This window comes from Bacteroides sp. HPS0048, assembly GCF_964240755.1.
GTDB classification, from domain to species: Bacteria; Bacteroidota; Bacteroidia; order Bacteroidales; family Bacteroidaceae; genus Bacteroides; species Bacteroides nordii.
This window is the reverse complement of the sequence record NZ_CAXSVC010000014.1, coordinates 25,938-42,823: the sequence shown is the minus strand read 5'-3', so window position 1 is coordinate 42,823 and position 16,886 is coordinate 25,938. Positions and strand designations below refer to the sequence as shown.

Annotated in this window: 10 protein-coding genes; 3 read left to right on the top strand and 7 right to left on the bottom strand. The window is 42.1% G+C overall.

The annotated features are described in order from the left end of the window. Positions 1-46 precede the first annotated feature (46 nt). Complete coding sequence (locus tag ACESQI_RS12550) at positions 47-802, top strand: NigD-like protein (protein ID WP_007484763.1); 756 nt, start codon at positions 47-49, stop codon at positions 800-802. Between the two features lie 418 nt (positions 803-1,220). Here ACESQI_RS12550 and ACESQI_RS12545 read toward each other — a convergent pair whose 3' ends face one another. Then, positions 1,221-2,147 carry a hydrogen peroxide-inducible genes activator gene (locus ACESQI_RS12545; protein ID WP_195660742.1) on the bottom strand — a complete coding sequence of 309 codons (927 nt, stop codon included), beginning with the start codon at positions 2,145-2,147 and terminating at the stop codon, positions 1,221-1,223. 134 nt (positions 2,148-2,281) lie between these two features. Here ACESQI_RS12545 and ACESQI_RS12540 point away from each other — a divergent pair, with 134 nt between their 5' ends. Next, entirely contained in the window at positions 2,282-2,758 is a 477-nt protein-coding gene (locus ACESQI_RS12540; protein WP_025866908.1) for a Dps family protein, read from the top strand. Between the two features lie 159 nt (positions 2,759-2,917). Here ACESQI_RS12540 and ACESQI_RS12535 read toward each other — a convergent pair whose 3' ends face one another. From ACESQI_RS12535 to galB, 5 genes are all read right to left on the bottom strand, one after another. Next, positions 2,918-4,984, bottom strand: a complete 2,067-nt coding sequence (locus tag ACESQI_RS12535; RefSeq protein WP_373126218.1) for a family 20 glycosylhydrolase — start codon at positions 4,982-4,984, stop codon at positions 2,918-2,920. A 319-nt stretch (positions 4,985-5,303) separates the two neighbouring features. Further along, positions 5,304-7,553, bottom strand: coding sequence for a GH92 family glycosyl hydrolase (locus ACESQI_RS12530; RefSeq protein ID WP_002561889.1), 2,250 nt, complete (start codon positions 7,551-7,553; stop codon positions 5,304-5,306). 135 nt (positions 7,554-7,688) lie between these two features. Continuing rightward, on the bottom strand, positions 7,689-8,660 hold the full coding sequence (locus ACESQI_RS12525) for a glycosidase (protein ID WP_373126216.1): 972 nt from the start codon (positions 8,658-8,660) through the stop codon (positions 7,689-7,691). A 201-nt stretch (positions 8,661-8,861) separates the two neighbouring features. Then, positions 8,862-10,166, bottom strand: coding sequence for an MFS transporter (locus ACESQI_RS12520; RefSeq protein WP_007484754.1), 1,305 nt, complete (start codon positions 10,164-10,166; stop codon positions 8,862-8,864). Positions 10,167-10,274: 108 nt separating this feature from the next. Continuing rightward, the gene (gene galB / locus ACESQI_RS12515) at positions 10,275-12,773 is read right to left on the bottom strand and encodes a beta-galactosidase GalB (protein WP_373126252.1); all 2,499 of its coding nucleotides are present in this window, start codon (positions 12,771-12,773) and stop codon (positions 10,275-10,277) included. A gap of 239 nt (positions 12,774-13,012) precedes the next feature. Here galB and ACESQI_RS12510 point away from each other — a divergent pair, with 239 nt between their 5' ends. After that, positions 13,013-15,388, top strand: a complete 2,376-nt coding sequence (locus ACESQI_RS12510) for a beta-N-acetylhexosaminidase (RefSeq protein WP_195660739.1) — start codon at positions 13,013-13,015, stop codon at positions 15,386-15,388. A gap of 215 nt (positions 15,389-15,603) precedes the next feature. Here ACESQI_RS12510 and ACESQI_RS12505 read toward each other — a convergent pair whose 3' ends face one another. After that, the gene (locus ACESQI_RS12505) at positions 15,604-16,785 is read right to left on the bottom strand and encodes an exo-alpha-sialidase (protein WP_195660738.1); all 1,182 of its coding nucleotides are present in this window, start codon (positions 16,783-16,785) and stop codon (positions 15,604-15,606) included. Positions 16,786-16,886 lie beyond the last annotated feature (101 nt).

Below are 16,886 nucleotides of genomic sequence, written 5' to 3'. Positions count from 1 at the left end.
TAGCCATTAATTAAGTGTAACTGTAAAAAGAAAACCAAACAAACTTATGAAGAAATTAAATTTTATTGCAGCAACAATGATTCTGGTCCTTACTCCTTTCCTCCAGTCATGTCTGGACGATGACGGACCAAGCTATTCTGATTTGACCATTGCCACCCTCAAAGCCACTGATGCCGACAGTTATTATTTTGGTCTGGATAGTGGCAGAAAGATGTATCCGGGTGATGACTCTGCAGTTCGCAACTATCCGATTGTAGATGGAAAACGTGTATTTGTATGGTTTCACCAGCTCGAAGAGCAAGTTCCGGGATATGATTATAACATTCAAGTAGTACAAATGGACTCTATCCTGACCAAAGATATCATCCCGCTTACGAAAGCTACAGCAGATAGCATCGGTGATAATAAGATAAACGTCACTTACCATTGGATTGCACAGGGATATCTTACAATGGAATTCCAGTATTACGGTACACGGAACCCCAACAAGAAACACATGCTCAATCTGGTTCACAACGAAGACATGGAGCTTGTGGACGAAGAGGGTTACATCAATTTAGAATTCCGCCACAATGCATTTGATGATAACGGCGGTAGCTTGGGTGAAGGCATCGTCTCCTTCAATCTCGATAAAGTAGCCGAAGAGATGAAAACAGCCAAAGGACTGAAAGTTCGTGTAAAGACGATATACGACAATATACAGTTTATAAAGATGGATTTCAAAGAATCCAAAAGCAGCAGTCAAATACCTACTGCACAACAACTAAATATTTCTGCATACACGGCTAAAACGAACTACTAATTCTGATATAATAAAATGTGACGAACGATGACAACTTCCCATGATTGTCATCGTTCTTTTTTTATCTTATCATTTGGACTAAAGCTATTCAGTTTTGTGCTAAGTGCTGTCTGCCATTACCATCTATCTCTTTCTCCGGTATCGATAAAGCTCTATCTCGTAGAGTAACGTAGGAAGCCCCGGTGTGTAACGCTGTTTTAGATGTACATGTAAAGCAGTACGACATGTGCATGTGGGACAGTACGACATGTACATCTTATGCAGCTTTACATGTACATGTAAAACAAGACTGTGCACCGGGGAAAAGAGCGTTCCTTTCTGAGAAGGACAAAATACAACACCGGATAAGGGTAATGATGCCGTTTATATAGGTACTTCCGTTTAGTTACACCGCCCACGGTCAATTGTCCACTGTCCATTAAACCAAGCACTGTACAGCCTGCAAACTAAGCATCTCCTTAGGCACAGCTGCACGTATCTCATCTTTCAGTACAGAAAGCAAGCTACCACGGATAAAGTCTTTATTGGTGGTCAGCACAATGGGCCTTGTAGGACGGGGAATGGCAAACGGACGCACCAACTCTTTTTGTTCATTGGAGAGTTGAGACACTGCCAGTTCCGGGACGAATGTAATTCCTTTCCCGCCCTCTACCATACGCATAAATGTCTCCATACTTCCCAGGTGATATGCCATCTGATGCAGTTTCACAGCTTCCATCTGGCAGAAACGCACCAGCTGATCGCGGAAGCAATGCCCTTCATCGAGCAACCATAACCGTTCTCCCGTAATATCGGACGTACGGATCACGTCATGCTTGAACAACGGCTCCTTGCGGGATACATATCCATAAAACTGTTCATAGAAAAGAATCTCTTCTGACAACGCAGTATCTTCGAGCAGACTTGCTAAAATAGCAGCATCAACTTCTCCGTCGCGTAATGCCTGGCGGATATCTTTCGTTTTCATCTCCGTCACCCGTACATCCAGCTCCGGATACTTTTCCATCAGTTGCGGAAAAAAACGTGGCAACAGATAAGGAGCGATAGTAGGTAATACCGCCAAACGGAAAGTACCGGACAGCGAACGTTTCTCTTCACTGATAATCTCTTTTACCTGTGAAGCCTGGGCAAGTACGGCACGGGCCTGAGCAATTACCTTCTCTCCCACCCGCGTGGGGCATACCGGCTGCATTGCACGGTCGAAGAGCTTAACTCCTAACTCATCCTCGAGTTTCTGAATCATGGCACTCAAAGTAGGTTGCGTCACCCGGCAATATTCTGCCGCCTTGGCAAAATGCCGGAACTGATCTACAGCAAGTATATACTCTAACTGTTGTATTGTCATCTATCAAAGTTTTATAGGTTATAGATTCTGTCTATGCAAAGATAGAAATTATCAGTTTGACACGCATACATTTTCGCCCTATCTTTGCAATACGAAAAAGAAAAATAGTATAAACAAATTAAATAAAACAAGTTATGAAAACATTAGATTACATCAAGTTGAACGAATCGGGAGTGAACAATGTAGTAGCATCTTTGCAACAATTATTAGCAGATTTCCAGGTATATTACACCAACCTTCGCGGCTTCCACTGGAACATTAAAGGACATGATTTCTTTGTACTCCACAGCAAGTTCGAAGATCTCTATAACGATGCAGCCGAGAAAGTTGACGAAATAGCCGAACGTATCCTGATGCTGGGTGGAACTCCTGCCAATAAATTCAGTGATTACCTCAAGATGTCCAACATCAACGAAGTAGACCGGGTGAGTAATGGTGAGAAAGCTTTAGAGAATATTCTGGAGACTTACAGCCATCTGATCGGCGAAGAACGCAAACTGTTGTCCATCGCTTCACAAGCCGGTGACGAAGTAACAGTAGCTTTGATGAGCGATTACCTGAAAGAACAAGAGAAAATGGTTTGGATGCTGACAGCTTATAACAACAAGTAAGTCCCCCACAGCAAGTTTTGATTCCTTTTTTTAAAACAAAACTGTTTCTAAATCGAGAGAGCCACAATTTACGGTTATTGTGGCTCTTTTTATTGTATGACAACAAGGTAATGCATCAAATTATCCTATTGTTTGTCAAATACATACATTCAGTCATCCCTATTTAATCACAATCTCATCTGTGAAAAGCCATCCTCCTTCTATCCCATTGGATAAAGCCTGGTAGCGAACGTAACGGGCTGATGCTTTTCCTTCCCATTGGTAAGTCCGGAAAACCAATCGGTCTTCAGTAGTAGGAACATCGGTAAATAAACGCTGCACTTCTGTAAACGTCTTTCCGTCTTCTGATGTAGAAATTATCACCTCACGCGGCAACCATACATAAGGGCCGGACAGTTGCATAAACTCGGCAGCTACCGAAGTAATTTCCGTCACCTTCTCCAGATCAATCGTAACATCCATATCTGTATTCAGGAATCCCTGCCAGCGCTTATCTCCATACGTCCATCCGCCGCGAACCCCGTCTACCAATGCCGAGTCACCTCCGGCTGTATATTGAGGTGCATACGGAGTTGTGTAATGAATCGGTTTCATCAGCCCTAAGTGTTCAATGCGTGTGGCTGCCTGCGGACGCTCTCCTACTTCTTTACTCAGATCGAAAGGATGATATCCGTGAGCCTGCAACCAGTTAACCTCTTTCAGGGCAGACTGCCGGAAGTGTTCCCAATTTTTCTGTTCCGGCTGTGTCCATGCTACTTCTGCCAATGCCAGCAAGCGGGGATAAATCATGTATTCCATATGTTCGGGAGTAGATATATATTCTGCCCATACGTTTGCCTGTACCCCCTTTATATAAGCGGCCTCCTGCTTTGTCAGTACTTTAGGTACAGGATTGTAAGAGTATACCTTCTCCAAAGTCAGATAGCCTCCGATAGCTTCGGGCTGACTGGTCGGGTCATCCTGGTAAGCGTCCAGATAACAAAACTCTCCCGGAGTCATTATCACATCGTGCGCTGCACGGGCAGCAGTAATTCCTCCCTCTTCTCCACGCCATGACATCACAGTGGCACGGGGAGCCAGTCCACCTTCCAAGATTTCATCCCATCCCAATAACTGACGGTTGTGGTCATTGAGGAATTTCTCCATTCGATGAATGAGATAGCTTTGCAGTTCTTTCACATCAGACAATCCCTCCGCCTTCATTCTCTTCTGGCACAAAGGACACTTTTTCCAGCTTTCCATATTCGCCTCATCACCGCCCACATGAATATATTCAGAAGGAAAGATATCCATCACCTCCGACAATACATTTTGCAAAAAAGTAAAGGTGTCTTCATTGCCGATACAGAATTCCGAATTTACATAGGGTTTGCCGGAACAAGACAACTGAGGAAAAACAGCTAACACTTCTTCCGAGTGTCCCGGCATTTCTATCTCGGGAATAACGGTGATATGACGTTGCCGCGCATATTCCACAATCTCCCGTGCATCATCCTGTGTATAATATCCTCCGTCTGCGCCCGGAGCATCTTTTGTACAATACTTACGGCCCCCCTTCCACCATGCTTTCCAGTTAGGATAAGGACGATAAGCTGCCTGCTCCGTCAGTTCCGGATAGCGTTTAATTTCCAGACGCCAGCCAGCACCATCTGTCAGATGCCAATGAAGGGTGTTCAGCTTATAGCGTGCCATGGCATCCAACTGTTTCTTTATAAATTCTTTGGTTCGGAAATGACGGGATACGTCCTGGTGCAAACCTCTGTAAGCAAAACGAGGAGCATCTTTGATATCAACCAATGGCAAGGTATAGGTACCGTCTGTATCGGCATCTGCCAATTGTAACAATGTTTGAAAGCCATAAAACAGCCCGGCACCGGAAGGAGCAGACACAACAATACCTTTTGAAGTTATTTCTAACTGGTAGCTCTCTGTCGAATCATGTTCGTTGCCGGGAGCAATTATCACAAACTGAACAGCCGCTTTTTCGGACTCTTCTGTACTCAATTGTAAACCCAAAGGAGAAGCCTGCACATATTCTGCAAACTCTTTTCCCTCTGTCTCCGGCAGATTAGAAGTAAACGTAGCTTGTTTTTGTAACCGGTAAGTTCCGGAAGTAGTTTCAACCGATTGTGGTTGCGGAATGATCCGTTTCTCAACATCCTTCTGCTGACATCCTGCCATCCCAAGACACATAAACAATAAACATGAAACAAATCCTTTTTTCATACTATCAAATATAATAAATAAATACTCGTACTAATAATGTGAATGTATTTCACCACAAAGTACACAGTGGATACAGAGCTTCTCAAAGAAAAATTAATCTAAAATAAAGAACTACAGCTTTTAATCTGCGATCATCCGCGTTTCATCAGAAATTTAAAACTCAGTGTTCTCTGTGTCCTCTGTGGTGGTGCCCCCGGTTCGTACTAATAATACAATTGAGAAAACAAAAGTGCTAATAAAAACAAGACTGCCCTAACAAACAATGTCTGGACAGTCTCTCCTTTTTACCTTCATTACTAAACTAATTGGGGAAAAACATTTACCTGATAGAAAACTCTAACAACCCGCCGTGTACCAACTCCTCATGAGTGATACGGAAGCGGTTTATCTTTTTACCACCTATTTTTACATTATGAATATACAAAGCATCGGGTTTCTGACGGGTAGACTCTATCACAAGCTCACGTTCTTTGTACCATTTCGGATCAAGCCGGATGGTCACTTTATCAAAAACAGGAGTGGTAAGAGTATATTCCGGCAATCCCGGGCAATCCGGGTAGAAACCTATCATATTAAAGATGGCCCAGGCAGACATCGTTCCCGTATCATCATTCCCGGGAATACCGTCCGGCTGAGTAGTAAAATACTTAGCCAATAAACGTTGTGTCTCCTTCTGCGTGCGCCATTCTTCTCCTTTAAAATAAGAGAATAAATAAGGATAGGCAATATCGGGTTCATTGGCAGGATCATAAAGACCTTCATCAAATATCATCTGCAGTTTGTTGATGAAAGACTTCTTCCCTCCCATCAACCGCGCCAGTCCATATACATCATGGGGCACATAGAATGTATAATTCCACGAATTACCTTCATGAAATCCGGGACTGGGTTCAAAGTTTTCACCTTCTTTCGGATTGAAGGGAGAATAAAAAGTTCCGTCAGGAAGTATGGGACGAAGCGTGCCAAACTCTTTACTGTAATAATGTTTATATCCTAATGAGCGATTGTAGAACAGTTTGGCATCCTCTTTCTTTCCCAAAGCACCGGCAAGCCGGGAAAGAGCGAAGTCTGCTATGTAATACTCCAATGCATGAGAAACCGAATTATCATACTGTTCGCGCAGAGGCACATAACCTTTAGACATATAATCGTCATTGTCCGGGCGCATCAGATTCTCAGCACCGGGCAGAGTGGCCGATTTGTACATGGCTTCATAAGCCAGATTAATGTCAAAATCGCGTAAACCTTTCATCCAGGTATCTACAATCACAGGAATACTGGGATCTCCCTCCATTGTCAGCGTCTCACGACCATACAACTCCCATTTCGGAAGCCAGCCGTGTTCACGATACATATCAAGCATGGTACGTACCATGTCTATCTGCCGCTCCGGATAAACCAGCGTAAGCAACTGATGCACATTCCGATACGTATCCCACAAAGAGAATACCGTGTAACGATTGCCACTGGCAGTCATTATTTTATCGCTTTCCATAGCCGGATATTCTCCGTTGACATCCTGCAAAACATTGGGATGAATCAGCAAATGATACATGGCTGTATAGAAAACGGTTTTCTGATCTTCTGTCCCTCCCTCTACAAGAATACGGGATAAATCATCATTCCAGCGAGCACGGGCTTCTGCATGTACTTTCTCAAAATCCCGGCCTTCCTGCTCCTTGTTCAGATTGAGACGGGCGTTTTCTATACTTACAAAGGAAACACCCATTTCTACTTCTACCTGTTCACCGTCTTCGGTGTCGAATGAAAAAAAGGCACCGATATCATCTCCGGCGATCTCTTTTCCATATTTGGTATAAAGTTTATATTTACCATTATCCGGATCCCACTCGGCTTCAACGCCGGTCATCGGACGCTGTTTCTTCCAATACCCTGTTTGCGAAGGGAGTTTGTTGACACGCATCACAAAATAGATAGGAAATACCGCCTGAGGATTATAACAGAAAGTGCCTAAGAGTTTAACTCCTTCTATCTCCTGGGCGTTCACCCGGCGAAGCATGGCACCCGATTCGTTGGTAAGCCCTTCACCCAAATTGAGTAATATATGACTCTTTCCTTCCGGAAATGTAAAACGGGTAACGCCCGTACGGGGGGTGGCAGTTACTTCAGTCTTCACATTGTATTTAGTCAGATAATTTGTGTAGTAACCCGGCGAAGCCTGCTCGTCTTTATAACGGCTTCCATATTCCTTGTAATCCACATTCAACTCTCCTGTGGTAGGCATTAACAAAAGAGAGCCCAACTCCGGACAACCCACTCCACTCAAATTTACATGGGAGTATCCGGTAAAAAAACAGTTATGATACTCATAAGGAGTAGACCACCAACGGGCGTCTTTATCATACTTGTTATCGGCGGAACCCATCACATTGAAAGGTACAACAGACATCATCCCATTCGGACAAACCGCTCCGGGATTTGTTGTACCAAAGTTGGTGGTACCAATAAAAGGATTCACATAATCAACAGGGGAAAGCTTCTCTCCACCTCCGGCAAAAGCCGGAAGCAGAAAGACAGCCAATGTGTAAGTCAATAAAAGTCGTTTCATTTATTTAATTGAAAGTTGAAAGGATCAAGAAAGATTGACGATTAGACAATTTACGATTTACGATTGAAGGAACTCTCTCTATTATATTCTCTCTAACTCTAACTTCTACTCTAACATCAATCGTAAAATCGTAAATCATCCAATGTTTGTTCTTTTTATAAATTCAATGATTTCGGAAATATAGCCAAAAGCAAGTCCCGTTACAGTATCGGCTGCTCCGTAGTATACGGCAACTCTCTCGCCATCCTGCAATGCTGCACAAGGGAATACAACATTAGGTACATCTCCCTGTAGCTCATAAGGTGCAGCAGGTGCAAGCAGATAATCACGGGTACGGTATAGCACTTTATCCGGATTATCTTTATCCAAGATAGCCGCTCCCATGGAATAACGGAAACCATTGCAGGTGGTAATTACTCCATGATAAAACATCAGCCAGCCTTCATCAACCAGGAAAGGAACCGAACCTGCACCGATCTTTGTACACTGCCATGCACTTTCAGGAAATGGAGTCACTTTCATCACATTGCGATGTTCTCCCCAATATTTCATATCCGGGCTATAGCTGATATAGATATCACCGAACGGAGTATGTCCATTATCGCTGGGACGACTCAACATGGCGTATTTTCCATTTACCTTCTGCGGGAAAAGTACCCCGTTGCGATTGAACGGAAGGAAAGCATTCTCGCACTGGAAAAACTCTTTGAAGTCGAACGTATAGGCAATGCCGATAGTAGGACCATGATAGCCATTGCACCAGGTAATCCAGTAACGATCCTCAATCCAGGTTACACGCGGATCATATTTATACTCCGACTCAATCATATCCGTATTGCCTGCCTTGAACTTTATAGGTTCGTGATTGATATCCCAATTGATGCCGTCCTTACTGAAACCGGCAAAGATATTCATTTGTACTGCCTTGTTGTCACAACGAAATACTCCGGCAAATCCATCTTCAAACGGCACTACGGCACTATTAAAAATACTGTTTGATGACGGAATGTGATAACGTCCGATAACAGGATTTTTTGAATAACGCCACATGGCATCTGTGCAACCAGCGGGACGTTCTTCCCAGGGCATATTAATTTTCTCGTTCATACTTTTCTTTATATTAATATATTAATGTTTAAGTAGCATTTCAAATTTAGTTCATACTATGACAGCGTTTTATTGAAACGCAGATGATCGCAGATTTTCGCAGATTAAATGGCTGCGCTATACTTGAGCGATGATATACTTTGCGTGAATCTATGAGTTTCTGCGTTTCAATAATAATATCATATAATTTAGAACATTTACTTATTTCTTGGCGTCCGGATATGTAAACGGCACAAAATAGGTAATCAGGAAAGCCGGAATAGTAGCAAACAGGATAAAAATAAAGAAATCACGGTAACCCAACCAGTCACTGACAAACCCGCTGACCATTCCCGGAAGCATCACTCCCAGATTCATAATGCCGGAAGCAAAAGCATAGTGGGCCATTTGATGTTTTCCGGGAGCCACTTGTTGCATCATAAACAAGGTGAGCCCCACAAATCCAAACCCATATCCAAAATATTCTAATACAATAGCACCACCTATCAGCATTCCATTGGTAGGTTGATAAATAGCCAGCAACGTATAAGCCATAAAAGGCAGGTTGAAGATGCAACAAAGAGAAAACAGTGTTCTCTTCAAACCACGGTGCGAAATATAGTAACCGGCCAGTAAAGAACCTAATACAAAAGCTGCTGCTCCATATGTGCCATAATAAATGCCAATCTCCTGTTCGCTTAATCCTAATCCACCTATCTCTCTACCTGCTTTCAGAAACAACGGTACAATCTTCATCACAAATCCCTCAGCAAAACGATAGAGAATAATAAAAGCGATGTAATACCAGATATGCTTCTTCTTAAAGAAATCAAGGATGACTTCTACCAGTTTATTAAACGTTTCAGCAAATGAGGTCGCTTCGGTAACAGCAGCTCCACCGGAAGGAAGCATCCGGGTATGATAGAGTCCTAACAATATCATCACAGCCGCCATAATGAACATGACAATCATCCAGGCATGTACGTTGGCTTCATACATCACTTCTCCGGAAGCTCCTTCCACCCCTCCAAAGTGTTTCACTAACCATCCGGCCAGGTAAACCAATCCACCGGAAGCGACAATCTTGGCTATATTATAAAAAGCACCCTGCCAACCGATATATTTAGCCTGATCCGGTTTACTGAGCTCAGTCATATAAACACCATCAGTAGCAATATCGTGTGTAGCACCACTGAAAGCCACTACAGCCAACAGGGCTATGGAACAAGCAAAGAAATGAGGAAGCTGTAACGATAAGGCAACAAGCCCAAAACCTATTCCGGAAACAATCTGGGTGAGGACAACAAAGTACTTTTTCGTCTTAAACATTTCAAGAAAAGGACTCCAGAGAAACTTTAAAGTCCATGGTAACATAATCAACGAAGTCCAAAGGGCTATTTGTGCGTCGGAGATTTCCAGTCCTTTAAACATCAGAACGGATACCATATTCAATACGACAAAAGGCAACCCCATGGCAAAGTACACAGTAGGAACCCATGAAACAGGGTTAAAGGCTTTTTTATTCATCAATAAGTATTTTATCGGTTAACGATTATAATGCATTTGTATATAATACAACCGAAACCGATAAAATACTAACTTGTATATACTACTTTTTTTTAATTCCAACGCAAATTATTTACTTTCAACCGTAAGAGTTGCTTTCTTAAGTCCACTTCCTGTAGCTTCAAGAACAATGGCTCCGGCTTTATCGGTAGTTTGAATAACCGCTGTCATCATTCCACTAAATACTTTCATCCGGGGGATTTGGAAAGACTCCAAAGAAGCCGGATTTCCATTGGCACCGGCACAATACACGCCAGATCCTTTCACTTTGAAACGAATTTCATCAGTAGCTTCCGGGCATAGATTTCCATCTTTATCCACCACTTTTACCGTTACAAAGCAAAGGTCTTTTCCATCTGCCTGCAACATCCGGCGATCCGGGACCAGCTCTATGTGATGCGGCTTACCGGCTGTGTGTATTTCTTTCTCAGCCACAGCCTTCCCATTCTCATCGTAGGCAACTACTTTTACTGTGCCCGGTTCATATTTAGTGTCCATCCACATCAGACGGTAACGCTGCTGGCGTTTCAAACTCATCATCGAAACAGAATCGGCACTATTGTATACTGTAACCGATAAATCTTTTGTGCGTTTACCCTGACTTTTGCCATTAATAAACAGTTCGGCCGAAGGATAATTGGTATAAACAAAAACCGGAGTCACCTCTCCCTCACGTCCTTTCCAGTTCCAATGGGGAAGGATATGCAATGTTTCTTTCTCTTTATTCCAATGGCTACGATAAAGATAATAGCGATCTTTGGGCAATCCTGCCAGGTCAATTATACCAAACAAAGAAGAATGACTGGGCCAATCCGTATAATAAGGAGTGGGTTCACCTAAATAATCGAAACCGGTCCACACAAATTCGCCAATACAATAGGGTAAATCTTCGTGTTGTATAAAATCATCTTCCGGCAAATTAGACCATCCGCAATGTTCCACATCATAGGATGAAGATTGATGATCATCGTATTTCTTCATCCAGGCACGGGTAACCGGAAATTTATAAATTCCCCTTGAACTTACAGTAGAAGCCGTTTCGCTTCCTAAAATGATCTGCTGAGGTAATTTCTTGTAAGCCTCCTGATATTTATGGGGACGATAGTTAAAGCCCGCCACATCCATCACCGCTGCCATATTATTATTTATCACAGCATCCGGAGCATCCATTCCCTGCGTCACAGGACGGGTAGGATCTTCACGATGGCAAATATCCTGCAAATAACGGGAGAGCTTCGGACCTCTGTCACCATTCCACTGGTCGGGTACTTCATTACCAACACACCACATCACTACACTGGGATTGTTGCGATAGTGGCGCAACACATTCACAAGATCCTTCTCTACCCACTGATCAAACTCTTTATGATAACCATTTTCACATTTAGCAGTCTTCCATTCATCAAAAGTTTCTACCATGAGCATCATTCCCATTTCGTCACAAGCTTTCACCAGTTCAGGAGCCGGCATGTTGTGGGAAGTACGAATAGCATTACACCCCATATCTTTCAGAATACGTATCTGACGACGGATAGCAGCGTCATTCACAGCAGCACCTAATGGACCTAAATCATGGTGGTTGCAGACGCCTTTAAACACTGTTTTCTTTCCGTTCAGGAAAAAACCTTTATCGGGAATCACTTCAATAGAACGAATACCAAACGGAGTAACAGATTCATCTTTCAATGTATTACCCTCATATACCTTTGATTCGGCAATATACAAATAGGGAGTATCCGGGGTCCAAAGCATCGGTTTTTCAACCACAAACTCCTGACTGAATATCTGATTATCGAAATCAGTAAGCTGTTTACTCTCTTTACTGACCACCTTTCCATCTGCATCTTTTATTTCAGTAACAATACGGTAGGATGAAGGAGATTTGCCTTCCGGCATTACCCATGATGTATTCAAATGTACCCGTGCAAAGTTATCTTCTACCACCGGAGTAGTCAACTGCGTACCCCACATAGGGATATGTGCCTCTTCATTTACTATCAAATGTACATTTCTATAGAGCCCGGCACCCGGATACCAACGGGATGACTCCACTTCATTCTCCAGACGAACAGCCAGGGTGTTTTTACCTTCAGCATTCAGATAAGGAGTAACATCTAAATAAAATGTATTATAACCATATGGCCAATAACCTGCTTCTTTTCCATTCACATAAACACGTGCATGGCTCATAGCACCGTCAAAGACCAATGTAGCCTTTTTACCCTTCGCAAACGCAGGTGCTTCAAAATCCAACCGATACCAACCCACACCGACAAAAGGTAGTCCTCCCGTACGGCCGGCGTGCTCCATAGCTTCTTTCTGTCCATCTTGTGCTATTGCTACCTTCTGGCGATCATTCTGAATACTAAAAGGGCCATAAATAGCCCAGTCATGCGGAACCGTCACCTGTTGCCAACTACTATCATCATAATCAAAGAGACTAAAATTCGCATCATCCGAACGAATAAACTTCCACCCTCTTTCAAAGGTATAACGGGTATGTACTGATGCTGTTTTATCAACCGCCCATATCATTTGGCCGTGTGTTAAAAAAAATAGTGCCAGCATAGTAGTAAATAAAGGTTTCTTCATGGTATTTTAATTAAATGTAAAAAATAAAAGCTGTTTTAGGGTAGACAAATATATAGAAAACTAACTCAACAATCCTAATTTAAAACTCATAAAATAGTAGAAATCAATTATTTTAAAGCCAACAAAGAAATTAATGACTTTTAGGTTAGCACTACCCGCTTTATAATTGTATTATATAATAAAGGAATTATCAATAACCCATTAAATTACTACTTATGAGTTTATCGAAACACTTTTGCGGAATACTGTCCGCATCGTTATGTACCCTCATGCTAAGCATGACCTCTTGTCAGGAAAAAGGAAACAAAGAGCAATGTTCTCTCATTCCCCAACCTAATGAATTAAAAACAAATACAGGACATTTCGCATTCAACAATTCAACTGTTTTCTATGTATCTCCGGAATTAGATAAAAACAGCACTCCCATTATCGAATCCTTCAGTGAAAACCTGAACACAGTATCCGGATTTCAAACAGCAGTTCAACCTCTCAATGAGACCGAAACACTTTCCAAACAAAGCATTGTTTTCAAAACCAATGAAAAAATAGCTCCCGAAGGTTATGAACTCAATATACAACCCGACGAAATAATGATACAAGCGTCTGACCGCAGCGGAGTATTCTATGCCCTTCAGACATTAAAGCAATTATTACCAGTAGCCATTTACGGAAACGAGCCTGTTGCTGATACTCAGTGGACATTGCCTTGTGTAGAAATAAAAGATGCCCCACGCTTCGGCTATAGAGGTTTGCACATTGACGTAGCCCGTCATTTCTTTCCTAAAGAAGAGATGAAAAAGATACTCGACCTTATGGCTCTTCACAAACAAAACCAATTGCACTGGCACCTTACGGACGACCAGGGATGGCGCATTGAAATAAAGAAATATCCCCTTCTGACAGAGATAGGCAGTATCCGTAATAAAACGATGATACGCAAAGAATGGGAAAACTATGACACTACTCCATATGGCGGATTTTATACACAGGAAGATATAAAAGAGGTTGTAGAATATGCCAATGAACGTTGCATCAATGTTATTCCGGAAATAGACCTACCCGGCCATATGATGGCAGCATTGGCAGCTTACCCCAATTTAGGATGTACAGGTGGACCGTATGAAGTATCCGGCCAATGGGGTGTACGCGATGATGTATTATGTCCGGGCAAAGAAGAGACCTTTACTTTCATTGAAAATGTCTTAACAGAAGTCATGGAACTATTCCCTTCGGAATACATACACATCGGCGGGGATGAATGTCCCAAAGCACGTTGGGAAAAATGTCCCAGATGTCAAGCACGCATCAAAGCTGAAGGATTGAAAGCCAATGAAAAACATAAAGCCGAGTTCTTCCTGCAAAGTTATGTTACTGCCCGTGTTGAGAAGTTTTTGAATGATCATGGACGGAAAATTATCGGTTGGGATGAAATCTTAGAAGGTGAACTGGCACCTAACGCCACTGTTATGTCATGGCGTGGAATGGATGGCGGTATCGAAGCAGCCCGTTTGAAACACCCTGTCATCATGACTCCTAACAACTATGTATACCTGGATTACTATCCGACCATGAATACACAGGATGAGCCTTTAGCCATCGGCGGATACAACCCTGTCGAAAAGGTATATTCATTGGAACCGGTTCCTGCCGTACTCAACGAACAGGAGCGTGCTTACATTATCGGAGCACAAGGTAATCTGTGGACAGAATATATATTGAGCAATGAACAGTTGGAATACATGCTACTCCCCCGCCTGGCTGCGTTAAGTGAAGTACAATGGACACAACCTGCAAATAAAAGCTGGGAACGTTTTCAAAACAGCCTCAGCCACATTATATCTATTTATAATGTAATGGGTGTGAATTATGGAAAGCATATTTATGAAATAGCAGCAAAATATGATGTACCTACTGCTTCTGAAGGCAAAGTAGTAGTAACTCTATCGACACTGGGAGACTCACCTATGTATTATACACTGGACGGAAGTCAGCCTACAGAAGAAAGTACCCGTTATACCCAACCAATAGCAATTTCCAAAAGCTGTGTGTTACAGGCAATCGTAGTAAGAGACAATGTGAAAACCCGTACATTCAAGAAAGAATTCAATTTCAACAAAGCAACCGGTAAACTGGCAACTCTGGCAACTACTCCAACAGAGAAATATACATTTGCCGGAGCTTCCATCCTTACAGACGGCCTACGTGGAGATTTCAACTACAGCACAGGTTATTGGATGGGATTCATGGATGAACCAATGGATATTACCATTGATTTGGGAAAAGCAACTCCTGTATCTTCTGTCAAAGTGGGAGCTATGATACAATTTGGTGAATATATCTTCCCGCCCACAAAGATTACCGTATGGACAGCCACCGGAAAAAATGGTGAATTTATCAAGCAGGGAGAGACAGATATTCCCGTTGCTACAACTGATGTTAAAGATGGACTGGCAGAGTATAGTTGTCAGTTTAAGGAAGTAGAAGCTGACCGTATACGGATATTGGTAAATACAACTTCCTCTATCCCTGATTGGCATGGTGCACACACGGAGAAGGCACACATGTTTATAGATGAAGTTATAGTAGAATAAATGTTCTTTTATGATTATAGAACGATCATAAAATAATGATAATCAAGCAACACAAAAGTACGTACTTTTGTGTTGCTAAAATACGTATTTAACGCACTGTTAATATGTATTTTAAGTCACTGTTAAAATACTAATTTTACAATCAAAGAAATCCATAAGATAATCTCACCTTAAAGTATATCCTGTTTTTATATCCAGGTTTGTAACGATTTAAATCAGTTTTCACTCATAAGCCAACTCAATGTAAAACGAACAAACCAAAGTTTAAAGCCATCAGCGCCCGGTAATGAATCATCCCATTTACCTTCTTCCACTACAATGCCAATAGTTCCGTCCGGCAACACCGTCATTGATGAATAAGCTGATAATCCGGATAATATTGTTTTCTTTACCGGCCAGGTTCTTCCTTCATCATAACTTAAAAGAACAGAAACATTTTGTCGGATGCGGTTATCATCGGGGATAGAATGAAGAATTATATTTTTAAGGGCACCTTCTTTTGTGGTAGAGTATCGCATAATATCGCCATTACAAGCCGGATCCTGAATATCTGACTGCAAGTATGATTTTCCCCATGTCATTCCTCTATCCTGAGATATACAAAATTTACGGACTCCTTTTTCCCTATTACGAATACTCATTAAAATATCACCATTATTCAGTTCTATTAGTTTGGCTTCATCACCATTATTATCGGCTGCATTCTCTGAAACCTTCCAGGTACTTCCACCATCATCAGAATAACAGACATAATTACTTAATGGCCCTCCCCAATCAGATGTAGTTCTTACAGCTATACAAAACATAATCCGGCCATCCTGTAACTGTAAAGCTCTTCCGGAAGAGGCAAAAGCCCCATACCAGTATCTTCTAATTTTATCAGGGCAGTCTTTTCCATAAATTTGCGAAGTGATATCCACAGGAGCATTCCACGTTTTACCATTATCAACACTTTTAGAAATATTAATTCTCATCAGATTATTCTCCCCCGATTGCCATAATCCATTACCGGAAGCAAAAATACAAAGTAAATGTCCGGTCCTCCTATCCAATACAATAGCCGGATCTCCGCAACCAACAGTCGTTCCTTCACCTGCTATTGTCACAGTTTCTGACCATGTTTTACCATTATCCTCACTCCGGCGGGACACTACATCTATATGTGCCGGAAGGTCATTTATTTTATCCCAACGCCTGTCTGCCACTACTACCAAAGAACCATCAGCTGCCGTTACAATTCCCGGAATGCGATAAAAGCGGGAGCCGCCATCTCCCATATCAAATAAAAGAACACGTTCCTCCAAGGGGATAGAAGGGTTGAAAGTAAAACCGTTACAAGGAAGAACAACCAGAAAGAGAAATAGCCCAATTATAAATATGTTTTTTACTTTTCTCATAATTAGTATATTCATAAAATAAAAAAAAGATTGCCCGAAGTGGAATATTCCACACAGCGAACTTTTACGTTCACTGTATTTTCGGGCAATCTATCAATTAT

Excerpts from the sequence above, each read along its gene's own strand:
- ACESQI_RS12520 (WP_007484754.1), bottom strand. The coding sequence starts at position 10,166 with ATGAATAAAAAAGCCTTTAACCCTGTTTCATGGGTTCCTACTGTGTAC.
- ACESQI_RS12525 (WP_373126216.1), bottom strand. The coding sequence starts at position 8,660 with ATGAACGAGAAAATTAATATGCCCTGGGAAGAACGTCCCGCTGGTTGC.
- ACESQI_RS12545 (WP_195660742.1), bottom strand. The coding sequence starts at position 2,147 with ATGACAATACAACAGTTAGAGTATATACTTGCTGTAGATCAGTTCCGG.
- ACESQI_RS12510 (WP_195660739.1), top strand. The coding sequence starts at position 13,013 with ATGAGTTTATCGAAACACTTTTGCGGAATACTGTCCGCATCGTTATGT.
- galB (WP_373126252.1), bottom strand. The coding sequence starts at position 12,773 with ATGCTGGCACTATTTTTTTTAACACACGGCCAAATGATATGGGCGGTT.
- ACESQI_RS12535 (WP_373126218.1), bottom strand. The coding sequence starts at position 4,984 with ATGAAAAAAGGATTTGTTTCATGTTTATTGTTTATGTGTCTTGGGATG.
- ACESQI_RS12550 (WP_007484763.1), top strand. The coding sequence starts at position 47 with ATGAAGAAATTAAATTTTATTGCAGCAACAATGATTCTGGTCCTTACT.
- ACESQI_RS12540 (WP_025866908.1), top strand. The coding sequence starts at position 2,282 with ATGAAAACATTAGATTACATCAAGTTGAACGAATCGGGAGTGAACAAT.
- ACESQI_RS12505 (WP_195660738.1), bottom strand. The coding sequence starts at position 16,785 with ATGAGAAAAGTAAAAAACATATTTATAATTGGGCTATTTCTCTTTCTG.
- ACESQI_RS12530 (WP_002561889.1), bottom strand. The coding sequence starts at position 7,553 with ATGAAACGACTTTTATTGACTTACACATTGGCTGTCTTTCTGCTTCCG.